General features: G+C 70.8%; 15 protein-coding genes. 7 read left to right on the top strand and 8 right to left on the bottom strand.

The annotated features are described in order from the left end of the window. Nucleotides 1-7 precede the first annotated feature (7 nt). Nucleotides 8-2230 carry an eCIS core domain-containing protein gene (locus NAMU_RS27370; protein ID WP_138180126.1) on the bottom strand — a complete coding sequence of 741 codons (2223 nt, stop codon included), beginning with the start codon at nucleotides 2228-2230 and terminating at the stop codon, nucleotides 8-10. A 203-nt stretch (nucleotides 2231-2433) separates the two neighbouring features. Here NAMU_RS27370 and NAMU_RS12275 point away from each other — a divergent pair, with 203 nt between their 5' ends. Beyond that, the gene (locus tag NAMU_RS12275; protein WP_015747724.1) at nucleotides 2434-2775 is read left to right on the top strand and encodes a hypothetical protein; all 342 of its coding nucleotides are present in this window, start codon (nucleotides 2434-2436) and stop codon (nucleotides 2773-2775) included. A 199-nt stretch (nucleotides 2776-2974) separates the two neighbouring features. Here NAMU_RS12275 and NAMU_RS12270 read toward each other — a convergent pair whose 3' ends face one another. The 3 genes from NAMU_RS12270 to NAMU_RS12260 all read right to left on the bottom strand — a co-directional run bounded on the left by NAMU_RS12270 (nucleotide 2975) and on the right by NAMU_RS12260 (nucleotide 7657). Then, nucleotides 2975-3706, bottom strand: a complete 732-nt coding sequence (locus NAMU_RS12270) for a flavodoxin family protein (protein ID WP_015747723.1) — start codon at nucleotides 3704-3706, stop codon at nucleotides 2975-2977. A 96-nt stretch (nucleotides 3707-3802) separates the two neighbouring features. Then, a complete protein-coding gene (locus NAMU_RS12265; RefSeq protein WP_015747722.1) occupies nucleotides 3803-6919 on the bottom strand; it encodes a hypothetical protein in 3117 nt (1038 codons plus the stop codon). Between the two features lie 132 nt (nucleotides 6920-7051). Beyond that, nucleotides 7052-7657 (bottom strand): peptidoglycan-binding domain-containing protein, encoded by a 606-nt coding sequence (locus tag NAMU_RS12260; RefSeq protein WP_015747721.1) that lies wholly within the window; start codon nucleotides 7655-7657, stop codon nucleotides 7052-7054. Nucleotides 7658-7989: 332 nt separating this feature from the next. On the opposite strand from NAMU_RS12260, the gene NAMU_RS12255 reads away from it, so the two are divergent. Further along, on the top strand, nucleotides 7990-8454 hold the full coding sequence (locus NAMU_RS12255) for a hypothetical protein (protein WP_015747720.1): 465 nt from the start codon (nucleotides 7990-7992) through the stop codon (nucleotides 8452-8454). Here the strand turns inward: NAMU_RS12255 and NAMU_RS12250 are convergent. Continuing rightward, nucleotides 8438-9769 carry a phosphoribosyltransferase gene (locus tag NAMU_RS12250; protein ID WP_217180831.1) on the bottom strand — a complete coding sequence of 444 codons (1332 nt, stop codon included), beginning with the start codon at nucleotides 9767-9769 and terminating at the stop codon, nucleotides 8438-8440. The two genes, NAMU_RS12255 and NAMU_RS12250, sit on opposite strands and share 17 nt — an antisense overlap. A 573-nt stretch (nucleotides 9770-10342) precedes the next feature. Between NAMU_RS12250 and NAMU_RS12245 the strand changes: the two genes are divergently transcribed. Beyond that, nucleotides 10343-10780 carry a hypothetical protein gene (locus NAMU_RS12245; RefSeq protein WP_015747718.1) on the top strand — a complete coding sequence of 146 codons (438 nt, stop codon included), beginning with the start codon at nucleotides 10343-10345 and terminating at the stop codon, nucleotides 10778-10780. A 47-nt stretch (nucleotides 10781-10827) separates the two neighbouring features. Then, entirely contained in the window at nucleotides 10828-11070 is a 243-nt protein-coding gene (locus tag NAMU_RS12240; protein WP_138180124.1) for a hypothetical protein, read from the top strand. Here the strand turns inward: NAMU_RS12240 and NAMU_RS27365 are convergent. Further along, on the bottom strand, nucleotides 11047-12699 hold the full coding sequence (locus tag NAMU_RS27365) for an acyltransferase family protein (RefSeq protein WP_015747716.1): 1653 nt from the start codon (nucleotides 12697-12699) through the stop codon (nucleotides 11047-11049). The two genes, NAMU_RS12240 and NAMU_RS27365, sit on opposite strands and share 24 nt — an antisense overlap. After that, nucleotides 12693-12863, bottom strand: coding sequence for a hypothetical protein (locus NAMU_RS30465; protein WP_217180830.1), 171 nt, complete (start codon nucleotides 12861-12863; stop codon nucleotides 12693-12695). Before NAMU_RS30465 ends, NAMU_RS27365 begins: the two co-directional genes overlap by 7 nt. Before the next feature lie 239 nt (nucleotides 12864-13102). On the opposite strand from NAMU_RS30465, the gene NAMU_RS12230 reads away from it, so the two are divergent. Next, nucleotides 13103-13702 (top strand): hypothetical protein, encoded by a 600-nt coding sequence (locus NAMU_RS12230; RefSeq protein WP_015747715.1) that lies wholly within the window; start codon nucleotides 13103-13105, stop codon nucleotides 13700-13702. A 59-nt stretch (nucleotides 13703-13761) separates the two neighbouring features. After that, on the top strand, nucleotides 13762-14028 hold the full coding sequence (locus NAMU_RS12225; RefSeq protein WP_015747714.1) for a DUF1918 domain-containing protein: 267 nt from the start codon (nucleotides 13762-13764) through the stop codon (nucleotides 14026-14028). Between the two features lie 47 nt (nucleotides 14029-14075). Here the strand turns inward: NAMU_RS12225 and NAMU_RS12220 are convergent, their stop codons facing one another. After that, the gene (locus NAMU_RS12220) at nucleotides 14076-14378 is read right to left on the bottom strand and encodes a 2TM domain-containing protein (RefSeq protein ID WP_015747713.1); all 303 of its coding nucleotides are present in this window, start codon (nucleotides 14376-14378) and stop codon (nucleotides 14076-14078) included. 252 nt (nucleotides 14379-14630) lie between these two features. On the opposite strand from NAMU_RS12220, the gene NAMU_RS12215 reads away from it, so the two are divergent. Beyond that, on the top strand, nucleotides 14631-15809 hold the full coding sequence (locus tag NAMU_RS12215; RefSeq protein WP_015747712.1) for an inorganic phosphate transporter: 1179 nt from the start codon (nucleotides 14631-14633) through the stop codon (nucleotides 15807-15809). Nucleotides 15810-15823 lie beyond the last annotated feature (14 nt).

Below are 15823 nucleotides of genomic sequence, written 5' to 3'. Positions count from 1 at the left end.
CCGGCCGTCACGGTTTCTTCACCGCGGCCAGGATCGGCGCGGCGTCCGACTCGGGGATCAACGCCAGATTGGCGGCGCGGACGTCCCGCAGGACCGATGCGAACACCTTCCAGAGTTCACCGGGCCCGTCCGGGAATTCGGTGATCCACCGGAACTCGAGCGGGATCCCCTGTTGGGCCCCCGAGGCGGCCGCCACGGCCGCCGGCGCGGCATCGTTCTTGGGCAGGCGTCCTTCATCGCCCGGGCCGATCACCGGAATGGTGGCCGTTCCGGTGAGCATGTCCGTGATCAGAGCCTTGGTCGCATCCACCGGATCCATCGTGGGACGACCGTAGATGGGCTCCCTGGTCACCTCGGCCTCATACGGTTCGTCGGTCCAGTGATCCAGCCAGGTCTGCGGCATCTGATGGATCCACGTCGCGGCCCGGTCGATGAGCGCCACCACCTTCTCATTGGCTCCCGCACCCTTGAATTTCTTCAGGTAGGTGGGCAGCGCGTCGACCACCAGGCCGGTCCGCGCCAGCTTGAGCAGCATCTGGACGCTGTTCTTCGACGTATCGCTCATCAAGCTGGTTCTGCCCAGTGCGTTTCCGACCGCGTAGGAGGCCGCCATGGTCAGCACCCCGCGCAACGCCTGCACATCGCCGGGCTTGAGCTTGAGGTCGGTCACGAACGGCTGGGTATCGAAGGTGGCCGACAGCGCCGCGATCGCGTCCATCCCGTCCTTGATGGCGGCCAGCGCGCTGTCCGGAGCATCCGGATCGGCCTGCATGTCCTTGGCCTGCTGCGCGTACAGGCTGGCCAGCCCCGTCGGCATGATGCCGACCGTCGCCTGCACGTACATCTCCCACTTGATCAGCTTGGCCATCTCGTTCCACGCCGTCTTGAAGCGTTCGGATTTGGGCACCCCGGACAGCCAGGTGCCGATCAACTTCTGCGGCGCACCCGCCCGGAACCCGCGCGCATTCGGGATCGCGCTCAGCACGTGTTGCGGGTCGGCGTCCATGATCGTCTTGGTGTGCGCGTCGATGGCGCTCGCCATTGCCTGAAAGCGCGCATCGGAGCCTGGAGCCAGCTCGTCGAGCGCCGGAGTGCCGTACTCGAGGTTGCTCAGGGGGACGTACGTGGCCCCGGCGAGAGCCCGCGGACTCATCTCCTTGAGCGCGGCGAAGACCTCCGCCCCCTTGCCCTCCAACTGATTGTGGTCCGGCGTCAGCGTGATCTTGGTTCGGTCGGGTCCGTCGATGGACCCGAGTTCCTGCTTGTAGGTCAGCCCGCCCCCGAAGAAGTTCCCGATCTCCGGTGCCGGTGGGTTGACCCCGGCCGCCAGCACCGGTGTCGATGTCCCGACAGCGATTGTCGGGACACTGATCTCGACCTCGAAACCGACCAGGCGGCGGATACCGGCGGTTGACCCGGCTCGCTCCCGTGGCCGGTCCGCCTCGGGCACCCGGCCCTCGGCATCGACGCCGGCCCGCCGCTGCAACCGCCGCAGGGCGGTGTCGGCCCGCCGATCGGCGTCGGCCTCGGCCGGGTCGGCCGCCCGACCGACGATCCCGCCGGCGCCGGCGGCCGGTTGGACCGTATGCGCCAACTCGTGCGCGAGTACGCGTTGTCCGGCAACGGTGTGCGGGGAGAAGGCGCCGGACCCGAAATAGATGTCCGAGCCCTGGGTGAAGGCAACCGCCTGGACCGATCGCGCGAGCGCAGCCGGCTCGGCGCCGGTGTGGATTCGGACACGCTCCGGATCGGCGCCCACCGCGTCGCTGATGGAACGGGCGATGCCGTCGGGCAACGGCCGTCCGCGGCCGCGGCGGCGTCCGAGCGCCGCGCTCAGATCGGCGTCGATCGGTGATCCACCCAGAGGATCGTCCGTCCGGGCCAGGCGTCGGATCGCGTGGCCATCGGGCGTCGGCACGGACAGACCAGGGATGGCCACCGGTGCTGGTGCGCCCCCCGACGGGCCCGGAACGTCCGGCGAACCGGTCATCCGGTCATCGCCGAGCCCCGACCGAGATCCGCCCTGCCGACCGCTCATCTGGCGCCGATTGCCCACGGGGTCTCTCCATCTGTCGGCGACCCGCCGGATCAGGCCGCGTTCGCGGTGCGCCAGTCCTGCCCGCGCGCTCAGGATGCCCCCACCTGAGGTGGTTCGCCACAGGAACCACCTCCCGACAACACTCCCGTCTCCACCGCTCGACGCTCGCTCGACCGACGCGGCCCGCGCCACCGTTCCGGACGCCCCGCCGGAGCCGAGACCTTCGACCCTGTCCCCGCCGGGCCGGTCGATGGATAGTCGTACTGCACCCGGGACGGCGGTCCGACCCAGCAGTCCCGCGGGGAATCGGGAACGGAAGCCGGTTCGCTGGCGATGGCCACCGGTCGGAGGGTCATCAACGGATCAGAAACCCCACCGAGGAGCCCGAACACCACATGAACAGCCGAGCACTGATCACCGCCGCGACCGGCATCCAGCAGGCCGGCACCGACCTGCCCACCGACCTTGCCGGGTTGCACCGAGCCCTGGGCCATCTCGACGAGCTGATCGGCGCCCTCAGCGCCTACAGCCGGCGTTTGTCCGCCAGCGCGGAGAACTTGCCCGACGGCGCCGAGGGGGTCCGGCTGGACCAGGAGGACAGCTCGGTGACGCCGGAGTTCGTCTGCACGCGGGTGGCCAACCATCTGCAGGCCGCCGCGGCCGGCATGGACCAGGCGCGCGCCGCCGTGCGGATCGCGCACCGGCTCAGCGAGCAGCTCCATCCGCACAGCGTCTGATCCGGCCGCCCGCGAGCTGGTCGATGCCGACTACGCCGCGCTCGGCGTGCTGGATCCCAGCGGCATGCTGAGCCGGTTCATCGCCGTCGGGATCGACGAGCGGACCCAGGACCTGGCTCGCCTGGGTCGCGCCCCTCGCCCGATGAGCCGGGCGGGAGCACCCGTCCGCGTGAGCACGCCTGGACGGTCAGCGTGTCCGCTAGGAGCGATATTCGGGGTTCTCGAAGTCGAAGCGGGTGCCGGCGTCCCACTCCTTGCGTTGGTTGCCAAAGGCCGGAAACCCGCCGGCCTGCCGGAGCACGGCGGCCAACTGCAACAGGTTCCAGGTCATGAAGGTCGTGTTGCGGTTGGTGAAGTCGTTCTCGACGCCGGCCCGGGTGCCGTCCTCGAGCAGGTCGCCGTAACTGGGTCCCGGGCCGGCCTCGCCGATCCATCCGGCGTCAGCCTGCGGCGGGATGCTGTAGCCGATGTGCTGCAGGCTGTACAGGACGTTGGACGCGCAGTGTTTGATGCCGTCCTCGTTCCCGGTGATCAGGCAGCCACCGACCCGCCCGTAGTACAGCCACTGGCCCTTGTCGTTGAGCTCGCCCGAATGGGCATAGAGCCGTTCGATGATCTTCTTGGTTTCACTGCTGTTGTCCCCCAACCAGATCGGTCCGCCGATCACCAGGATGTCGGCGGCCAGCACACGCGGGAACAGCTCCGGCCACTCATCGACCTCCCACCCGTGCTCTCGCATGTCCGGGTAGACCCCGGTCGCGATCCGGTGGTCGACGGCCCGGAACTGGTCTACCGTCACCCCCTGCTTGGCCATGATGCCGGCGCTGATGTCGATGAGCCGTTGGGTGTGGCTGATGCCCGGGGATCTGGTCAACGTCGTGTTGATGAACAGCGCGGTGAGGCTCGAGAAGTCGGCCCGTTGATCGGTCATGAAGACTCCAGATTTGTCCGAATTGCCCATCATGGTCACGCGCGGCTGTCGTTCGTGCAACCGGGCCCGGCCCGTCGACCGGATCGGAACCCACGATCACCCCCGCAGCGCCAGCCGCGCCCGCCGCTCGATCAGGATGCGCAGCGCGGTGCGCGAGGCCCGTTCGACCTTGAGCGCCCGTTGCAGGGCCTCCTGGGCCGCCGCCGTCGGCGGGTTCTGCGGGTCCAGCATCTGCTGCAGGAACGGATCTTCCAGGCCGGAGGCGGCGTCGTGCGCGGCGGCCAGGCGGGCGCGGGCCTGGGTGATCGACGCGTCGAGCCGGAGCCGCTCGGCGACCGCCGCCTTGGTCTCCAGCCCCAACCGCCAGGCTTCCACCTCCTCGGGCAGGTTCATGTACTCGTCGTGGGCGACGTCCCGGGCACGCGTAGCCTCGATGAAACGGGCTGCGGCCAGGCGCTTTTCGGCCGACCCGCTGGGCAGGTTGGTGTACAGCCGCCACAGGTCGCCGGCCTTGGTGAGCGCCTCGTCGGCGGCGTCCATCCGCGCGTAGACCTGCTCGTTGTAGGCCTTTCCACTGCCCCACATGCTCTCGCGGACCTGCGCGGCTTCGACCCATTCCAACGACGACAGTTTGATCGGTTCGGCCTTGGCCCCGGGACGGTTCGCGTCCATCACTGCCTTGAAGGCGACGGCATCCAGGTGTTGCTCGGCCATGACCGGATTGGTCCGGGCCGCGCGGAACGTCTGGATCGCGTGATGGCCCTCGTGGATGGCGATCTCGCAGGCCTTGGCGAACTGCTCCGGAGTCTGGGTGTGGCCCTTGAGCAGGGCCGCGTTGATCTGCAGCTCCCAGTGCTTGGGCACGAACCGCCCGTTCTCGGCGGCCCCGCGACTGCCGAATCCGGCGTTGACCTCCGGGATCCCCGCCGCCCGCAGTTGTTCGTTCACCACCCCGACCAGCAGCTCCAGGCGTTGCGCGGCATCCAGGCCGGTCCACCGTTCGTACAGCGGGGTGAGCCGGGCGGCCAGCCGGCGGGCCCGGGGGGAGACATGTTCCAGGGCGGCGGCCAGCCGCTCGGATCGGGGACCGGCGCCGGTGGCCTTGGGTCCGGCGTCCAGGACGACGCCGGTCTCCGTGGCCCAGCCTGGATGCTTGGTGTCCAGGTAGGCCCTGGCCTCGGCCACGTGCTGCGCCGCCCCGTCGCCGGTGAACCGGACCTCGAGCCGGCGGCCACCATCGCCCTCAGTGATCGACACGGTGCCGTCGAACACCGCGGCGACATCGCGAGCCAGCAGCTCCCGGGTGGTCTCGAACCGGCTGATCAGGGCTTGCCGTTCGGGCACGGTCAAGCCCTGGCCGAGACCGGAGCCGGTGCGCAGCTCGGTGTGCAGCCGCTCCCAGCCACCACCCTCGCGCAGCAACCGTCGGGCCACGTCATCGGGCATCGTCCGGGCGTCCGGCAGATCGGTCGACTTTCTCTGACCACCAGCCGGTTTCACTTCCGGACCGGCGCCGGGACCGGTGATGACCGGGGCGCTCCGGCCGGCCCGCCAAGCCTGGTACTCCCGGGCGACCCGGGCCGAGGGTCCTTTGAGCGCGACGTCCATCACCGCACCCTCGAGCACCTTGTCGATGACCAGGTCGGCGAGTTGATCCGCGCTGGTGGGCACGGCCTGTCCGTTGACCACCGCGTTCAACGCTAGTTCAGCGGCCGTCTGGTAGACCTGCGTCAGCCCGGCCGCGCCCGCACTGGTGCCCCACTCGCGCAAGGCTCCGCCGGCGGTGCCGGTCGCCTGGGCGAGCCGCGCCGACAGGGCGGCCTGGAACCGGGTCTGCAGCGCGCCGCCGAGCAGGCCGAGCACGGTCGCCACCCCCGCCTGCTTGACCAGGCCGGCCAGCCCGAGATCCGTGCGTTGCCCGTGGGCCAGGGCCGACGCGTTCTGGGCGCCCTCCTGGACAAAGGTGTAACCGCCGGCGACCAGCGCCGAGCCGGTGATGCCCAGCGGCCCGGCCGCGATGCCCGCGGCTACCGAGCCGGCCGTCTTGACCCGGTTGAGCCATTTCACCGCGACAGCCGCGCCCGTCTCGACGCGGTTGTCGTAGGCGAAGATCCGCTGCGCGGCTTGCGCCGTCGCCAGTTCGGCCATCGCCAGCAGCGGCACGGCCAACTCGAACTGCCCGGCGCGCAATGCCGGGCCCGCCTGATCGATCAACCGTTTCGGCTCGTCCCATTGCCGGATCGACGGGTAGTCCTGGTCGCCCTCCCCCACCGCCTCGATGATGTTGCGGACGATGTCGACGCCGAACCAGCCCTTGTTCGCCTTGTTGATGTCACTGCGTTCCCGGTGCACCCGGGTCGCGTCGAAGTAGGCCTCAAGGGTCTCCCGGTAGGCCTGGTGGAGCGTGCGCCATTCGGGACGATCGACCACCCGTGTCTGGTACTCCGCAGCGAACCGGTGGCGCAGGTCGGACAGCGTGATGATGCCTTTGGTCGTGTAGGTCCCCAGCGCCGTGCGCCGGGAGACGATCTCGTCGTCGTGGTCGGGGTACATGTCGAACACCGGCGGATCCGCCCGCAGCCGCGCCACCGCCCACTGGCGGAAGTCCTTCTCTGCCTTGACATCCCATTCGGGCGGCGCGGTGACGTCGTCGGCCAGCAGGGCCTGCGGATCGACGACGAGCCGGTCGTCACCCGGAGGGTGGCGCGGTTGGTCCCGGGTGATCTGGCGTACCTGGTCGTGGTACTGGCCCAAGCCCGCGTACATGCCCTGGCCCTCGACCTTGAGCCCGGGATAGCGCGCGTCGTAGTCGGCCCGCAGCTGGGCCAGTTCGAGGTCGATGTGACGCTTGACCGCGTAGTAGTCGACCACCTGCTGCCACCGGTCGAGCTGCTGCTCGGACAGACCGGTCAACAGGCCGGGCAGCTCGGAGCGGAGGGCCGCGCGTACGTCGGCGCCCTTGCTCGGCCGGTTCTGGCGGGTGTACTGCACCGGCCGGCCCCGAATCCATTGGTCCCGCTGCAAGGTGACGGCAACCGCCCGGTTCCCGGCCTGCGCCTGCACCCGTTGCACCTCGCGAGCCGCCAGATCGCGCCGGCCGGCCCGCAGGGCCGCGATCGTCGGCGCGGTCACCGCCTCCGGCGCCTCGGCCGGCGGTCCGGCGGGCGCGGGCCGGCGCCGCGGTGGGCGCTTGTGCTGCGACAGCGTGATCACCCCCCGATCACCGGACTGGTGATCGAAGTGTAGGCAGGGCCGGGCTGCCCGAACGGGCACGATCGGATGCCCACCGGATCCGGGCGGATCGCCGAGCAGTGCCGGGCCCTCACCACCTCGGCAACCCCTCGGTCAGCCGCGCGGCAACACGTTGCTGATCGTCGGCTGCCAGGTCTGCGGGCCGACGATGCCGTCCACAGTCGTTCCCCAGTAGTCGGCCAACCGGTTCTGGAAGTAGTACACGGCCGATTCGGTCTTGGGACCGAAAATGCCGTCGACCGCAAGGAAGGGCGCCTGGCCGGCCGCGACCGCGCGCGCGTTCATCTGATCCTGGAACGCCTGCACGGCCGGCCCGACACTGCCTCGGCGGATGGTGACCAACAGGGCCGTCCAGGTTTGCGGGCCGACAATGCCGTCCACCACCAAGGCATGGCGGGCCTGGAAGTTCCGCACCGCGGCCGTGGTCCGGGGACCGAAGACGCCGTCGACGGCCAGGCAAGAGGCGTGGGCGTTGAGCAAGTACTGCAATGAACGGACGGTCACCGCGGAATTGGCGACCCCGTGGGACAGCACTGGCCAGGTGCCGACCGCCGGCACGGCCGACCGGTGCGTAGCCGAGACCGTGACGACGAGCTCACCGGCCGCGGTCGGCGGGCCGGCCCAGGCGCTCGGTGCGACGACGACGACGGCGAGACCGATCAGCAGGGCCGCGATGATGGCTCGCGACGTTCTCCTCATGGATACCTCCCGGACAACAGGGCCGGCGAGACCGGCGGACGACCGAACCCGGTCAGCTGGAACCGACGCCCACCGGTCCGCTGGACGGCCATGTCGTGGGCCCAGGCATAGGCCACCAGCCCGGTCAATAACGTGGTGCCCCTCCCCGGCGGCCGAGCGGTCGGACCTCCAGGCTCTCGCGCTCCGGTGGCCGGCGGCCAGGTCGGTCGGTCCCCCGAAGGCGGGACCAAGGTCACTGGCCCACCCAGACGTGGTCGAGCTGTGCTGGACATTTCGCCGGGTTGAGCCCGTCACCGGCGGGACGGCACGCGAGCCAGAAAGAGGGCGCCGCCATGACCAGGGCAACAAACCGTCGTCGTTCACCCGGGGTCGCCTCGCGTCGAGCCGGCTACACCGTGGCCGTGGTCGTCAACGCGGTGCTGCTGTTCCTGGTCAACGTCACGCCCGGGTGGTCGATCCTGCCGTTCCTGACGCCGGACATGGCCCTCGTGCTGCCCTGGATCAACGCGTCCATGGTGGCCGGCATCGTGGTCAACGCGGTGTACCTGATCCGGGACACCCCGCGGGTCAAGGGCTTCGGCGACCTGATCACCGAGGTGATCGGGCTGGTGGCCATGATCGGGCTCTGGCAGGTCTTTCCCTTCGACTTCGGCGCCGGGTCGAGCGGGTGGGCCACGGTGGTCCGCGTCGCGCTGGTGATCGGCATCGTCGGGACGATCGTCGCCATGATCGTCAGCGTCGTGATGGTGATCCGCGGGACGGCGCGCCCCGCCTCCGTGGTCACGCCGGCGCGTTGATCAGGTAGTCGGCGAACCAGCCGGCGGCCAGCTCCGCGACCGCGGCCAGCGCCCCCGGTTCCGCGAACAGATGAGTCGCGCCGGGCACGATGTCCAGGCGCGTCGGACAGGTCATCTGGGCCTGGGCGTCCCGGTTGAGCCCGAGCACCTGGGTGTCGTGCCCGCCGACGATCAACAGGGTCGGGGCCCTCACCCCGGTCAGCCGAGGCCCGGCCAGGTCGGGCCGGCCGCCGCGGGAGACGACGGCGGCAATCCGGGTCGACGGTTCGGCGGCCGCCCACAGGGCGGCGGCCGCACCGGTACTGGCGCCGAAGTAGCCCACGCGCAGGGCCGCGGTCTCGGGTTGTTCACCCAGCCACCGGGTGATGCCCAGGAGCCGCTCGGCGAGCAGGTCGATGTCGAACACGAGCCGCCGGTCGGCTTCCTCGTCCGGGGTGAGCAGGTCGACCAGCAGCGTTGCGATGCCGTGCGTGTTGAGCGCGGCGGCGACGAATCGATTGCGCGGACTGTGCCGCGAACTGCCGCTGCCGTGCGCGAAAACCACGACGCCGGGACTGTGCTGCGGCAAGGTCAGGTGCCCGGGCAACTGCACCGGGCCGGCGGTTACGACGACCTCGGCCTCGTGAGTGGGCCGGTCACCTGGCGCGGCTCCGGCCGCGGAACCGGTGGCGGCCAGGGCCAGCAACCGGGCGACCTCCTGGTCGGAGGTGGGGCGAAAGTCCAGGTAGGCCTGGCCGACCGAGTGGTAGGCCGCCGGCTGGGCCAGGCAGATCACCTCGTCGGCGTCCAGATCGGCGGGAGTGACCCGGGCCGGGCCGACCGGCGCGGCGAAGACCACTCTGGCCGCCCCTCGGGCGCGGGCGACCTGACACGCGGCGCGGGCGGTGGCTCCGGTCGCGATGCCGTCGTCGATCACCAGCACGATGCGCCCGGTGAGAGCGACCGGCCGGTGGCCGCCCCGGAGCTGCTGGCATCGCCGCACCAGTTCGGCGCGTTCGCCCCGCTCCACCTCTTCGAGCTGTTCCGGGGCCACCCCGCTGAGCCGCCGCACCCGCTCGTTGACGACCCGGGCGCCGTCCTCCCCGATCGCGCCCATGGCCAGTTCGGGCTGATGCGGCACACCGAGTTTGCGGACGACGATCACGTCCAGCGGGGCGCCCAGGGCATCGGCCACCTCGTAGGCCACCGGCACCCCACCGCGCGGCAGGCCGACGACGACCACCCGGGGACCGGCAAGGCCCAGCAGGCGCTCGGCAAGCCGGCGTCCGGCTTCGGACCGGTCCCGGAACAGGACCTTGTCCATGGCAGCTGACATCGGCCCAGTCAACCGGCTGCCGGGCGGGCCGACCAGGGTCGTATGGCACCCGGTCCGCTACGGACACCGGGCCGGCGTCGAGGCGGCCGACGCCACAGGGCCCGGTCGGCTCCGACCGACCGGGCCCCCGCTGCTCCACCCACCCGATGGTCATGATGCTCCCTCGCCGACCAGCGGGTCAGGGCCTTTGGGCCCGCCGGGTTGCGCCGGCCGGAGCGGGCGCCGGCCCCGCGAGCAACCGTGGTCGTCTCGACGACCCTTGGACAATTAGGACGAAAGTCCCTAGTGTGGGCATCGTCGGGACAGTGAGGTGATAGTCGCCGGCATTCCCGCCGGCGGACGATCTCGGCCGGTCCCCAGAGTGCCTGCGACCGGTCGAATGCGGTGTTGTTCGACCTGAAGGGACGTACCCGGAATCGTGATCACATTTCCGCCGCGTCTGACCTCCGACCCGGCGTCCGGCATTCCGGTGCGGGTGCCCCGCCCACCCACCACGACCAGGGTCGCCCACTGGGTCAGAAGCATCGCGGCCGGAATTCGTTCGGGCGGCCCGGCACGGATGGGGCGGGTGGCATGACGGCCCTGGATCACCGACCGCCGGCCACCGATCAGGCACTGTGGGATGCGTTGCACCGGGCCACCCGGGACCAGTTGGCCATCGAGCGGGCCCGGGCCGAGGATGCCCTGTTCCGGCATTACCTGCCGTTGGCGGGGGCCGTGGTCCGATCACGCACGACCGGTGGCAGTGGAATCGACAGCGGAATCGACAACGGAATCGACAACGGAATCGACAACGGAATCGACAGCGGGGCGCGCGGCGGGTTCGATCGGCAGGGCGCGGAGCAGGCCGCCGAGGTGGCCCTGGCCCGGGCGATCCTGGACTGGAACGACCCGCACGCCGAGCGCTTCGAGTCCTTCGCCCGGCTGATCATCAACCGCGAACTGCGGGCGTTCGGCTGGCGCACCCGCCCGCGGACCCGCAGCGCGGCGAACACCGGGCCGGCGTGGTGACCGGTTCCGGTTCAGCGGCCCTGCCGGTTCGGTGGATCCTCGGCGCCGTGGTCCCGCTCGAGTCGGTGCGGTCGGATCGCCCGGACCTGGCCAGCAGCCTGCGCGCCACCATCGATGAGCTCACGGTGGAGTTCGGCGCTCACTACTCCCGGCAGCGGATCGCCGAGGAGGCCACCCATGCCGCGCGCGATCTGAGTGGATCCACCCGCGTCGAGGCGCTGCCGGAACTGGTCACCCGCCTGGTGCGGGTTCGGCTTGGCCAGGACTCAGTTGCGGTCAGCCGCCGATGATGCGGCCGGCACGAACGGCTGCACGATGTCAGTGCGTCGGGTCGCCGGGTTCGGGTCGGACTGCGGGTCGCTGCGGTAGACCTCGTACGGGTCGCCGACGGCGACCGCGTCGTGCGTGCTCAGCCACTCCGACAGGGCCCGGTAGGCCGGCTCCATCGAGCCGTAGTCGCCGGCGTACTGCAGCACCGCGACCCGGCTACCCGGAACCCATTCGGCGATGACGTCGCCGTCCCCGACCGGTCGTTCGGCTACCGGGAATCCGGCCGTCACCTGGAAGCGCCCGTCCGGCAGCCGGTGGTACCGGGCGAACGGGCCGTCCGCCGGGTACTGGCGGTGCGTGCCCAGGGACATCGCGACCTGGCGGTAGGTCTGACCGAGCCAGCCCGGCAGCTCGGTGACGGCCAGCGTCGCCGTCCTGGTCGCCGCGTAGTGAGGTGCGCTCTCCCGCACCACGATGGGATAGGTCGTCATGGTCGAATCCTGGCCGTCACAGCCGGCCAGCCACAGAGCATTTGGTCCCGATCTGCCGGACAACCATTTTTTCGGCGAGCTCTTGGAGGATCCGGAACCCAAAGCCGCTCCGGCCCCGGGCCCATCGCCGGGGAGCAGAGCGTGACCGCGGCCGCCGGTCGAGGCCGGGCGCCGTCCGGCCCGCGGCCGGTGGGTGCCCGATCCAGCGCGCACGGTTGCGGCCAGCCGGTTCCCCAGGCCACCGATGAGGAACGAGACCGGCACCCCGATCGCCACCACCACGACCAGTTTGGCCTCCGGCGCCCAGGTCGCCGACCGCAGCGCCAGGGACAGGCCGACGAGCACCACCGGGTGGACCAGGTAGGCCCCGTAGGAGCTCCGCGCCCCGACGGCCAGCAGTGGCGAGCGGCCCACCTGGTGCCGCTGCAGCCGGTCGACCAGCCAGACCATCGCCAGCACCACGGTCAATCCGTCCAGCCCGGCCATGATCACGACCTGCCAGGAGCCGGGCGGAATCTCGGTGTTCCCGGGTTGCACGGACAGGGCTGGCAGCCCGGCCAGGCCGGTCAGGGCGACCAGTGACAGACATCCGCAGACCCGCAGCAGCAATCGGGACGGCGCCCGAAACCAGCGCCGCTCACCGGCCAGCACCCCCAGGACGAACACGCCGGCGGCCGCCTGCCAGTGCGGCCATTCGAAATCCCAGTAACGGGCGACGGTGTCCGGCACCCGGGGCCAGGTGAGCAGATCGAGCGCGGCGATCCCGGCGGCGAGGGTCAGCAGCCGGCTCATCGACAGCTCACTCGGCCGGCTGGGGCCGACCGGCCGCAGCCGGCGCCAGCCGGCATAGATCAGCGAGAAGCCCAGCAGGGCAACGACGAACCACATCGGGCCCAAGCCTCGCCCGCCGGTCCAGTCGGTCAGCCAGGCCAGCAGCGGGCGATCATCGCCCTGCCCGCTGGCCACCCACCAGCGCAGCATCGGGTCCACCAGTAGCACGTAGAAGACGGCCGGCAGACCGAGCCTGAGCAGCCGGGCCGCGGCGTATCGGCCCGGACCGCGCCGGCCCAGCGACCCGGCCGCCAGCAACCCGGCGACCAGGAACAGCGGGGCCAGACCGAATGCGGCCAGAAGCTCGACAACCCCACTGGTCAGCACCGGCGTCCAGGTCGATGTGGTCCGCTCCTGTAGTACCAGGAGATCGGCACGACGTAGGCGGTCGCGGCATGCACGGCGATCACGGCACCGATGACCACCACCCGCACCGGGTCGATCCAGGGCTGCTGAACCACCGGCCGCCGGGCCGGCGTCCGGGCGGTCATGGCCCAGCCGCAAGGGGTCGGGCGTGGGCGGTCGCCATCCTCGAATCCTGTGGCGGCCGGCCGACACCGAACCAGAGGACTTGGTCCCGGCGGACCGGGCGGCCCAGGGACCTTCGACCCGAGCCAGCGACCGGCGGACCGAGCACGATGACAACCATGGGGACGAAACGTGCATTGATGGCCAAACCTCGCGGGGGTCAGCTGCTGGCGGTGATCGGGACCGGCCTCCTCCTGGCCGGTTGCGGCTCCGGCGGCACCCCGGCGGCCGCACCGACCACCTCGGCCCCCGGGTCGTCCTCGGCGTCGTCGTCGGTGTCGGTCCTGCATTCAACCGCCATGTCCAGCCCACCGCCGGTCACGAATTCGACCTCAACGACGACGGAGCCAACGACGGTGCCGACGACCGGCCGGTCCACCACAAGCACCGACAGCACCGTCTCTCGGGCACAACGGCCGGTGCGGCCGGCACGGACCTGACCGGCGACGTCTACGGCAAGATCGTCGCGGTCGATCCCGGCCAGTCCCAGATCACGCTGGACAAGTTCGATTGGTTCACCGGGGACGCGGCGCGTCAGGCCTGCGACGAGGACGGGGTGCAGGAGCGAGACAACGGCTGGTGCACCGACTACTACTACCGCAATCGCAATCCCCAGCTGCGGGTGGTGACGGTGAGCCCGGACGCCACCGTGGTCACCCTGGCCGGCGGTAGCCCGACGCCGGTGCCCAGCGATCTGCCCACGGTCGGGCAACGGCTTTCCGGGTCCGAGTCCAGCGGCATCTTCCAGATCACCGTCACCGACGGGCAGGTGACCTCCATCCGCGAGCTGTACTTCCCGTGATCGACCGACAGTTCCCTGCTCGACCGCGATGTCGGCAGTCAACCCCGAAGGAGACGGACATGAAGGCACAACCCGGCGACTGGCTCGTCGTGCACAGCCACATCGAGGGACGGCACGACCGCCGGGCCGAGATCCTGGCGACCGGACCCGACGGCGAGCCGCCGTTCACCGTGCGCTGGACCGATGACGAGCACGAGGGGCTGTTCTTCCCCGGACCGGATTCGCAGATCCTGACGCCGGCCGAGCAGGCGGCCCACGCACGGGCCGAGGCCGAGTTGATCGACCGGGTGCAGGCCACCATCGGCCGGACGACGACCGACCGGTAGCGGTCCGCGCCGGTCGGGCGGCACCGTCCCCGGTCGGGGTCGCGCGGTCAGGCGGCGCTGTCCATCGCCCGCAACCGGGCCATCTCCCGCTGCAGCTGGGCTTCGGTCGGTTCGTGGCGCAGGAAGACGTCCCAGGCGTTGGCCGCGACGCCGATGCCCCAGCCGAAGATGGGGAACACTGGCCAGAAGAAGGGAACCCCGGTCATCGCCCAGATCACGACCAGGAAGCCGTTCACCATCAGGTAGATCATCAGGTGCAACCAGAAGTCCGACTGCTTCTTCAAACGGCCCAGCGCGACCTGGCGCAGGGCCGCTTCCTCGGAGTGGAACTGGTTGAGCGTGTCAGCCATGTCGACGTCCCTCCTGTCTTGTGCTGCCGTCCGGATCGGGCTCAGGGTGAGCCCAGCGAACTCTTGACTCCATCGAAGACCCCGCGCGCGGGCGGGGGCAGCGCCATTGGTCCACCCCGGTCGGGACCAACGTCCCCGACCGGCCGAGCCGGGACGACGTGCGCGGGAGGGGCAGGGACCTTCGCCTCTGGATGCCGCAAATCGGACCCCCCTACGCTCAGCCGGACCCCGAAAGGCGGTGCTGCCCAAGCCATGACAACAACGATGTTGCTGGTTGCGCTGGTCGTCGGAACGGCGCTGTTCTTCGACTTCACCAATGGCTTTCACGACAGCGCCAATGCCATGGCCACCTCGGTCGCTACCGGTGCGCTTCGACCCCGGGTCGCGGTGCTGATCGCCGCGGTGCTCAACGTCGCCGGGGCCTTTCTGTCCACCGCCGTGGCCAAGACCATCTCCGGCGGCATCGTCGACGACGCCCTGGTCACCCCGACGATGATCTTCGCGGGCCTGGCCGCCGCCATCCTGTGGAACCTGGTGACCTGGCTGTTCGGGCTGCCGTCCAGTTCCTCGCACGCGTTGTTCGGCGGGTTGATCGGCGCCGTGCTGGTCGGCGCCGGCCTGTCCGGGGTCAACTTCTCCGTCGTGGTGTCCAAGATCCTGCTGCCGGCGATCGCGGCCCCGGTTATCGCCGCGCTCGCGGCCGGCCTGGCCACGATGGTGATCTACCGGCTGGTGGCGCACACCGAGGACGGCCCGGCGGCCGGATGGTTCCGGCGGGCCCAGACCGTCTCGGCGTCCCTGGTGGCCCTGTCCCACGGCACCAGCGACGGGCAGAAGACCATGGGGGTCATCACCCTGGTCCTGATCACGGCCGGCTACCAGGCGTCGGGTACCGGCCCGCAGTTGTGGGTGATCGCCAGTGCCGGAGTGGCGATCGGCCTGGGCACCCTGTCCGGCGGCTGGCGGATCATGCGGACGATGGGCCGCGGCATCGTCGACATCCGCTCCCCCCAGGGCTTCGCCGCCGAGACCGCCTCGGCCACTGCTATTCTCGCCTCGTCGCACCTGGGCTTCGGCCTGTCCACCACCCAGGTCTGCTCCGGCTCGATCGTGGGCACCGGAGTGGGCCGCCGGCCGGTCGAGGTGCGCTGGTCGACCGCCCGCCGCATCGTCTACGGGTGGCTGCTGACCCTGCCGGCGGCGGCCGTGGTCGGCGCGCTGGCGGCCGCGGTGGCGCTGTCCGGCCCGGTGGGCGTGCTGGTCGTGCTGGCGCTGCTGATCCTCGGATCGGTGGGCATCTACGCCGTGTCCCGGCGGGCCCCGGTGTCCAGCGGCACGGTCAACGACTCGACCGAGGTCCGGATCAGTGCCGCCGGTGACCGAACGGGTGGGAGCGACCCCCTGGACGCCGTCGGAACGGGTCGGCCATGACGATCGGCGAGCTG

Origin of the sequence: Nakamurella multipartita DSM 44233 (assembly GCF_000024365.1) — a bacterium.
Lineage (GTDB): Bacteria > Actinomycetota > Actinomycetes > Mycobacteriales > Nakamurellaceae > Nakamurella > Nakamurella multipartita.
This window is presented reverse-complemented; position numbering and strand designations above follow the sequence as displayed.

Bases quoted from the DNA above. Each gene is read 5' to 3' on its own strand.
- NAMU_RS12260 (WP_015747721.1), bottom strand. From the start codon at position 7,657: ATGAGGAGAACGTCGCGAGCCATCATCGCGGCCCTGCTGATCGGTCTC.
- NAMU_RS12220 (WP_015747713.1), bottom strand. From the start codon at position 14,378: ATGGCTGACACGCTCAACCAGTTCCACTCCGAGGAAGCGGCCCTGCGC.
- NAMU_RS12225 (WP_015747714.1), top strand. From the start codon at position 13,762: ATGAAGGCACAACCCGGCGACTGGCTCGTCGTGCACAGCCACATCGAG.
- NAMU_RS12255 (WP_015747720.1), top strand. From the start codon at position 7,990: ATGACCAGGGCAACAAACCGTCGTCGTTCACCCGGGGTCGCCTCGCGT.
- NAMU_RS30465 (WP_217180830.1), bottom strand. From the start codon at position 12,863: ATGACCGCCCGGACGCCGGCCCGGCGGCCGGTGGTTCAGCAGCCCTGG.
- NAMU_RS12275 (WP_015747724.1), top strand. From the start codon at position 2,434: ATGAACAGCCGAGCACTGATCACCGCCGCGACCGGCATCCAGCAGGCC.
- NAMU_RS12270 (WP_015747723.1), bottom strand. From the start codon at position 3,706: ATGACCGATCAACGGGCCGACTTCTCGAGCCTCACCGCGCTGTTCATC.
- NAMU_RS12245 (WP_015747718.1), top strand. From the start codon at position 10,343: ATGACGGCCCTGGATCACCGACCGCCGGCCACCGATCAGGCACTGTGG.
- NAMU_RS12250 (WP_217180831.1), bottom strand. From the start codon at position 9,769: ATGTCAGCTGCCATGGACAAGGTCCTGTTCCGGGACCGGTCCGAAGCC.
- NAMU_RS12215 (WP_015747712.1), top strand. From the start codon at position 14,631: ATGACAACAACGATGTTGCTGGTTGCGCTGGTCGTCGGAACGGCGCTG.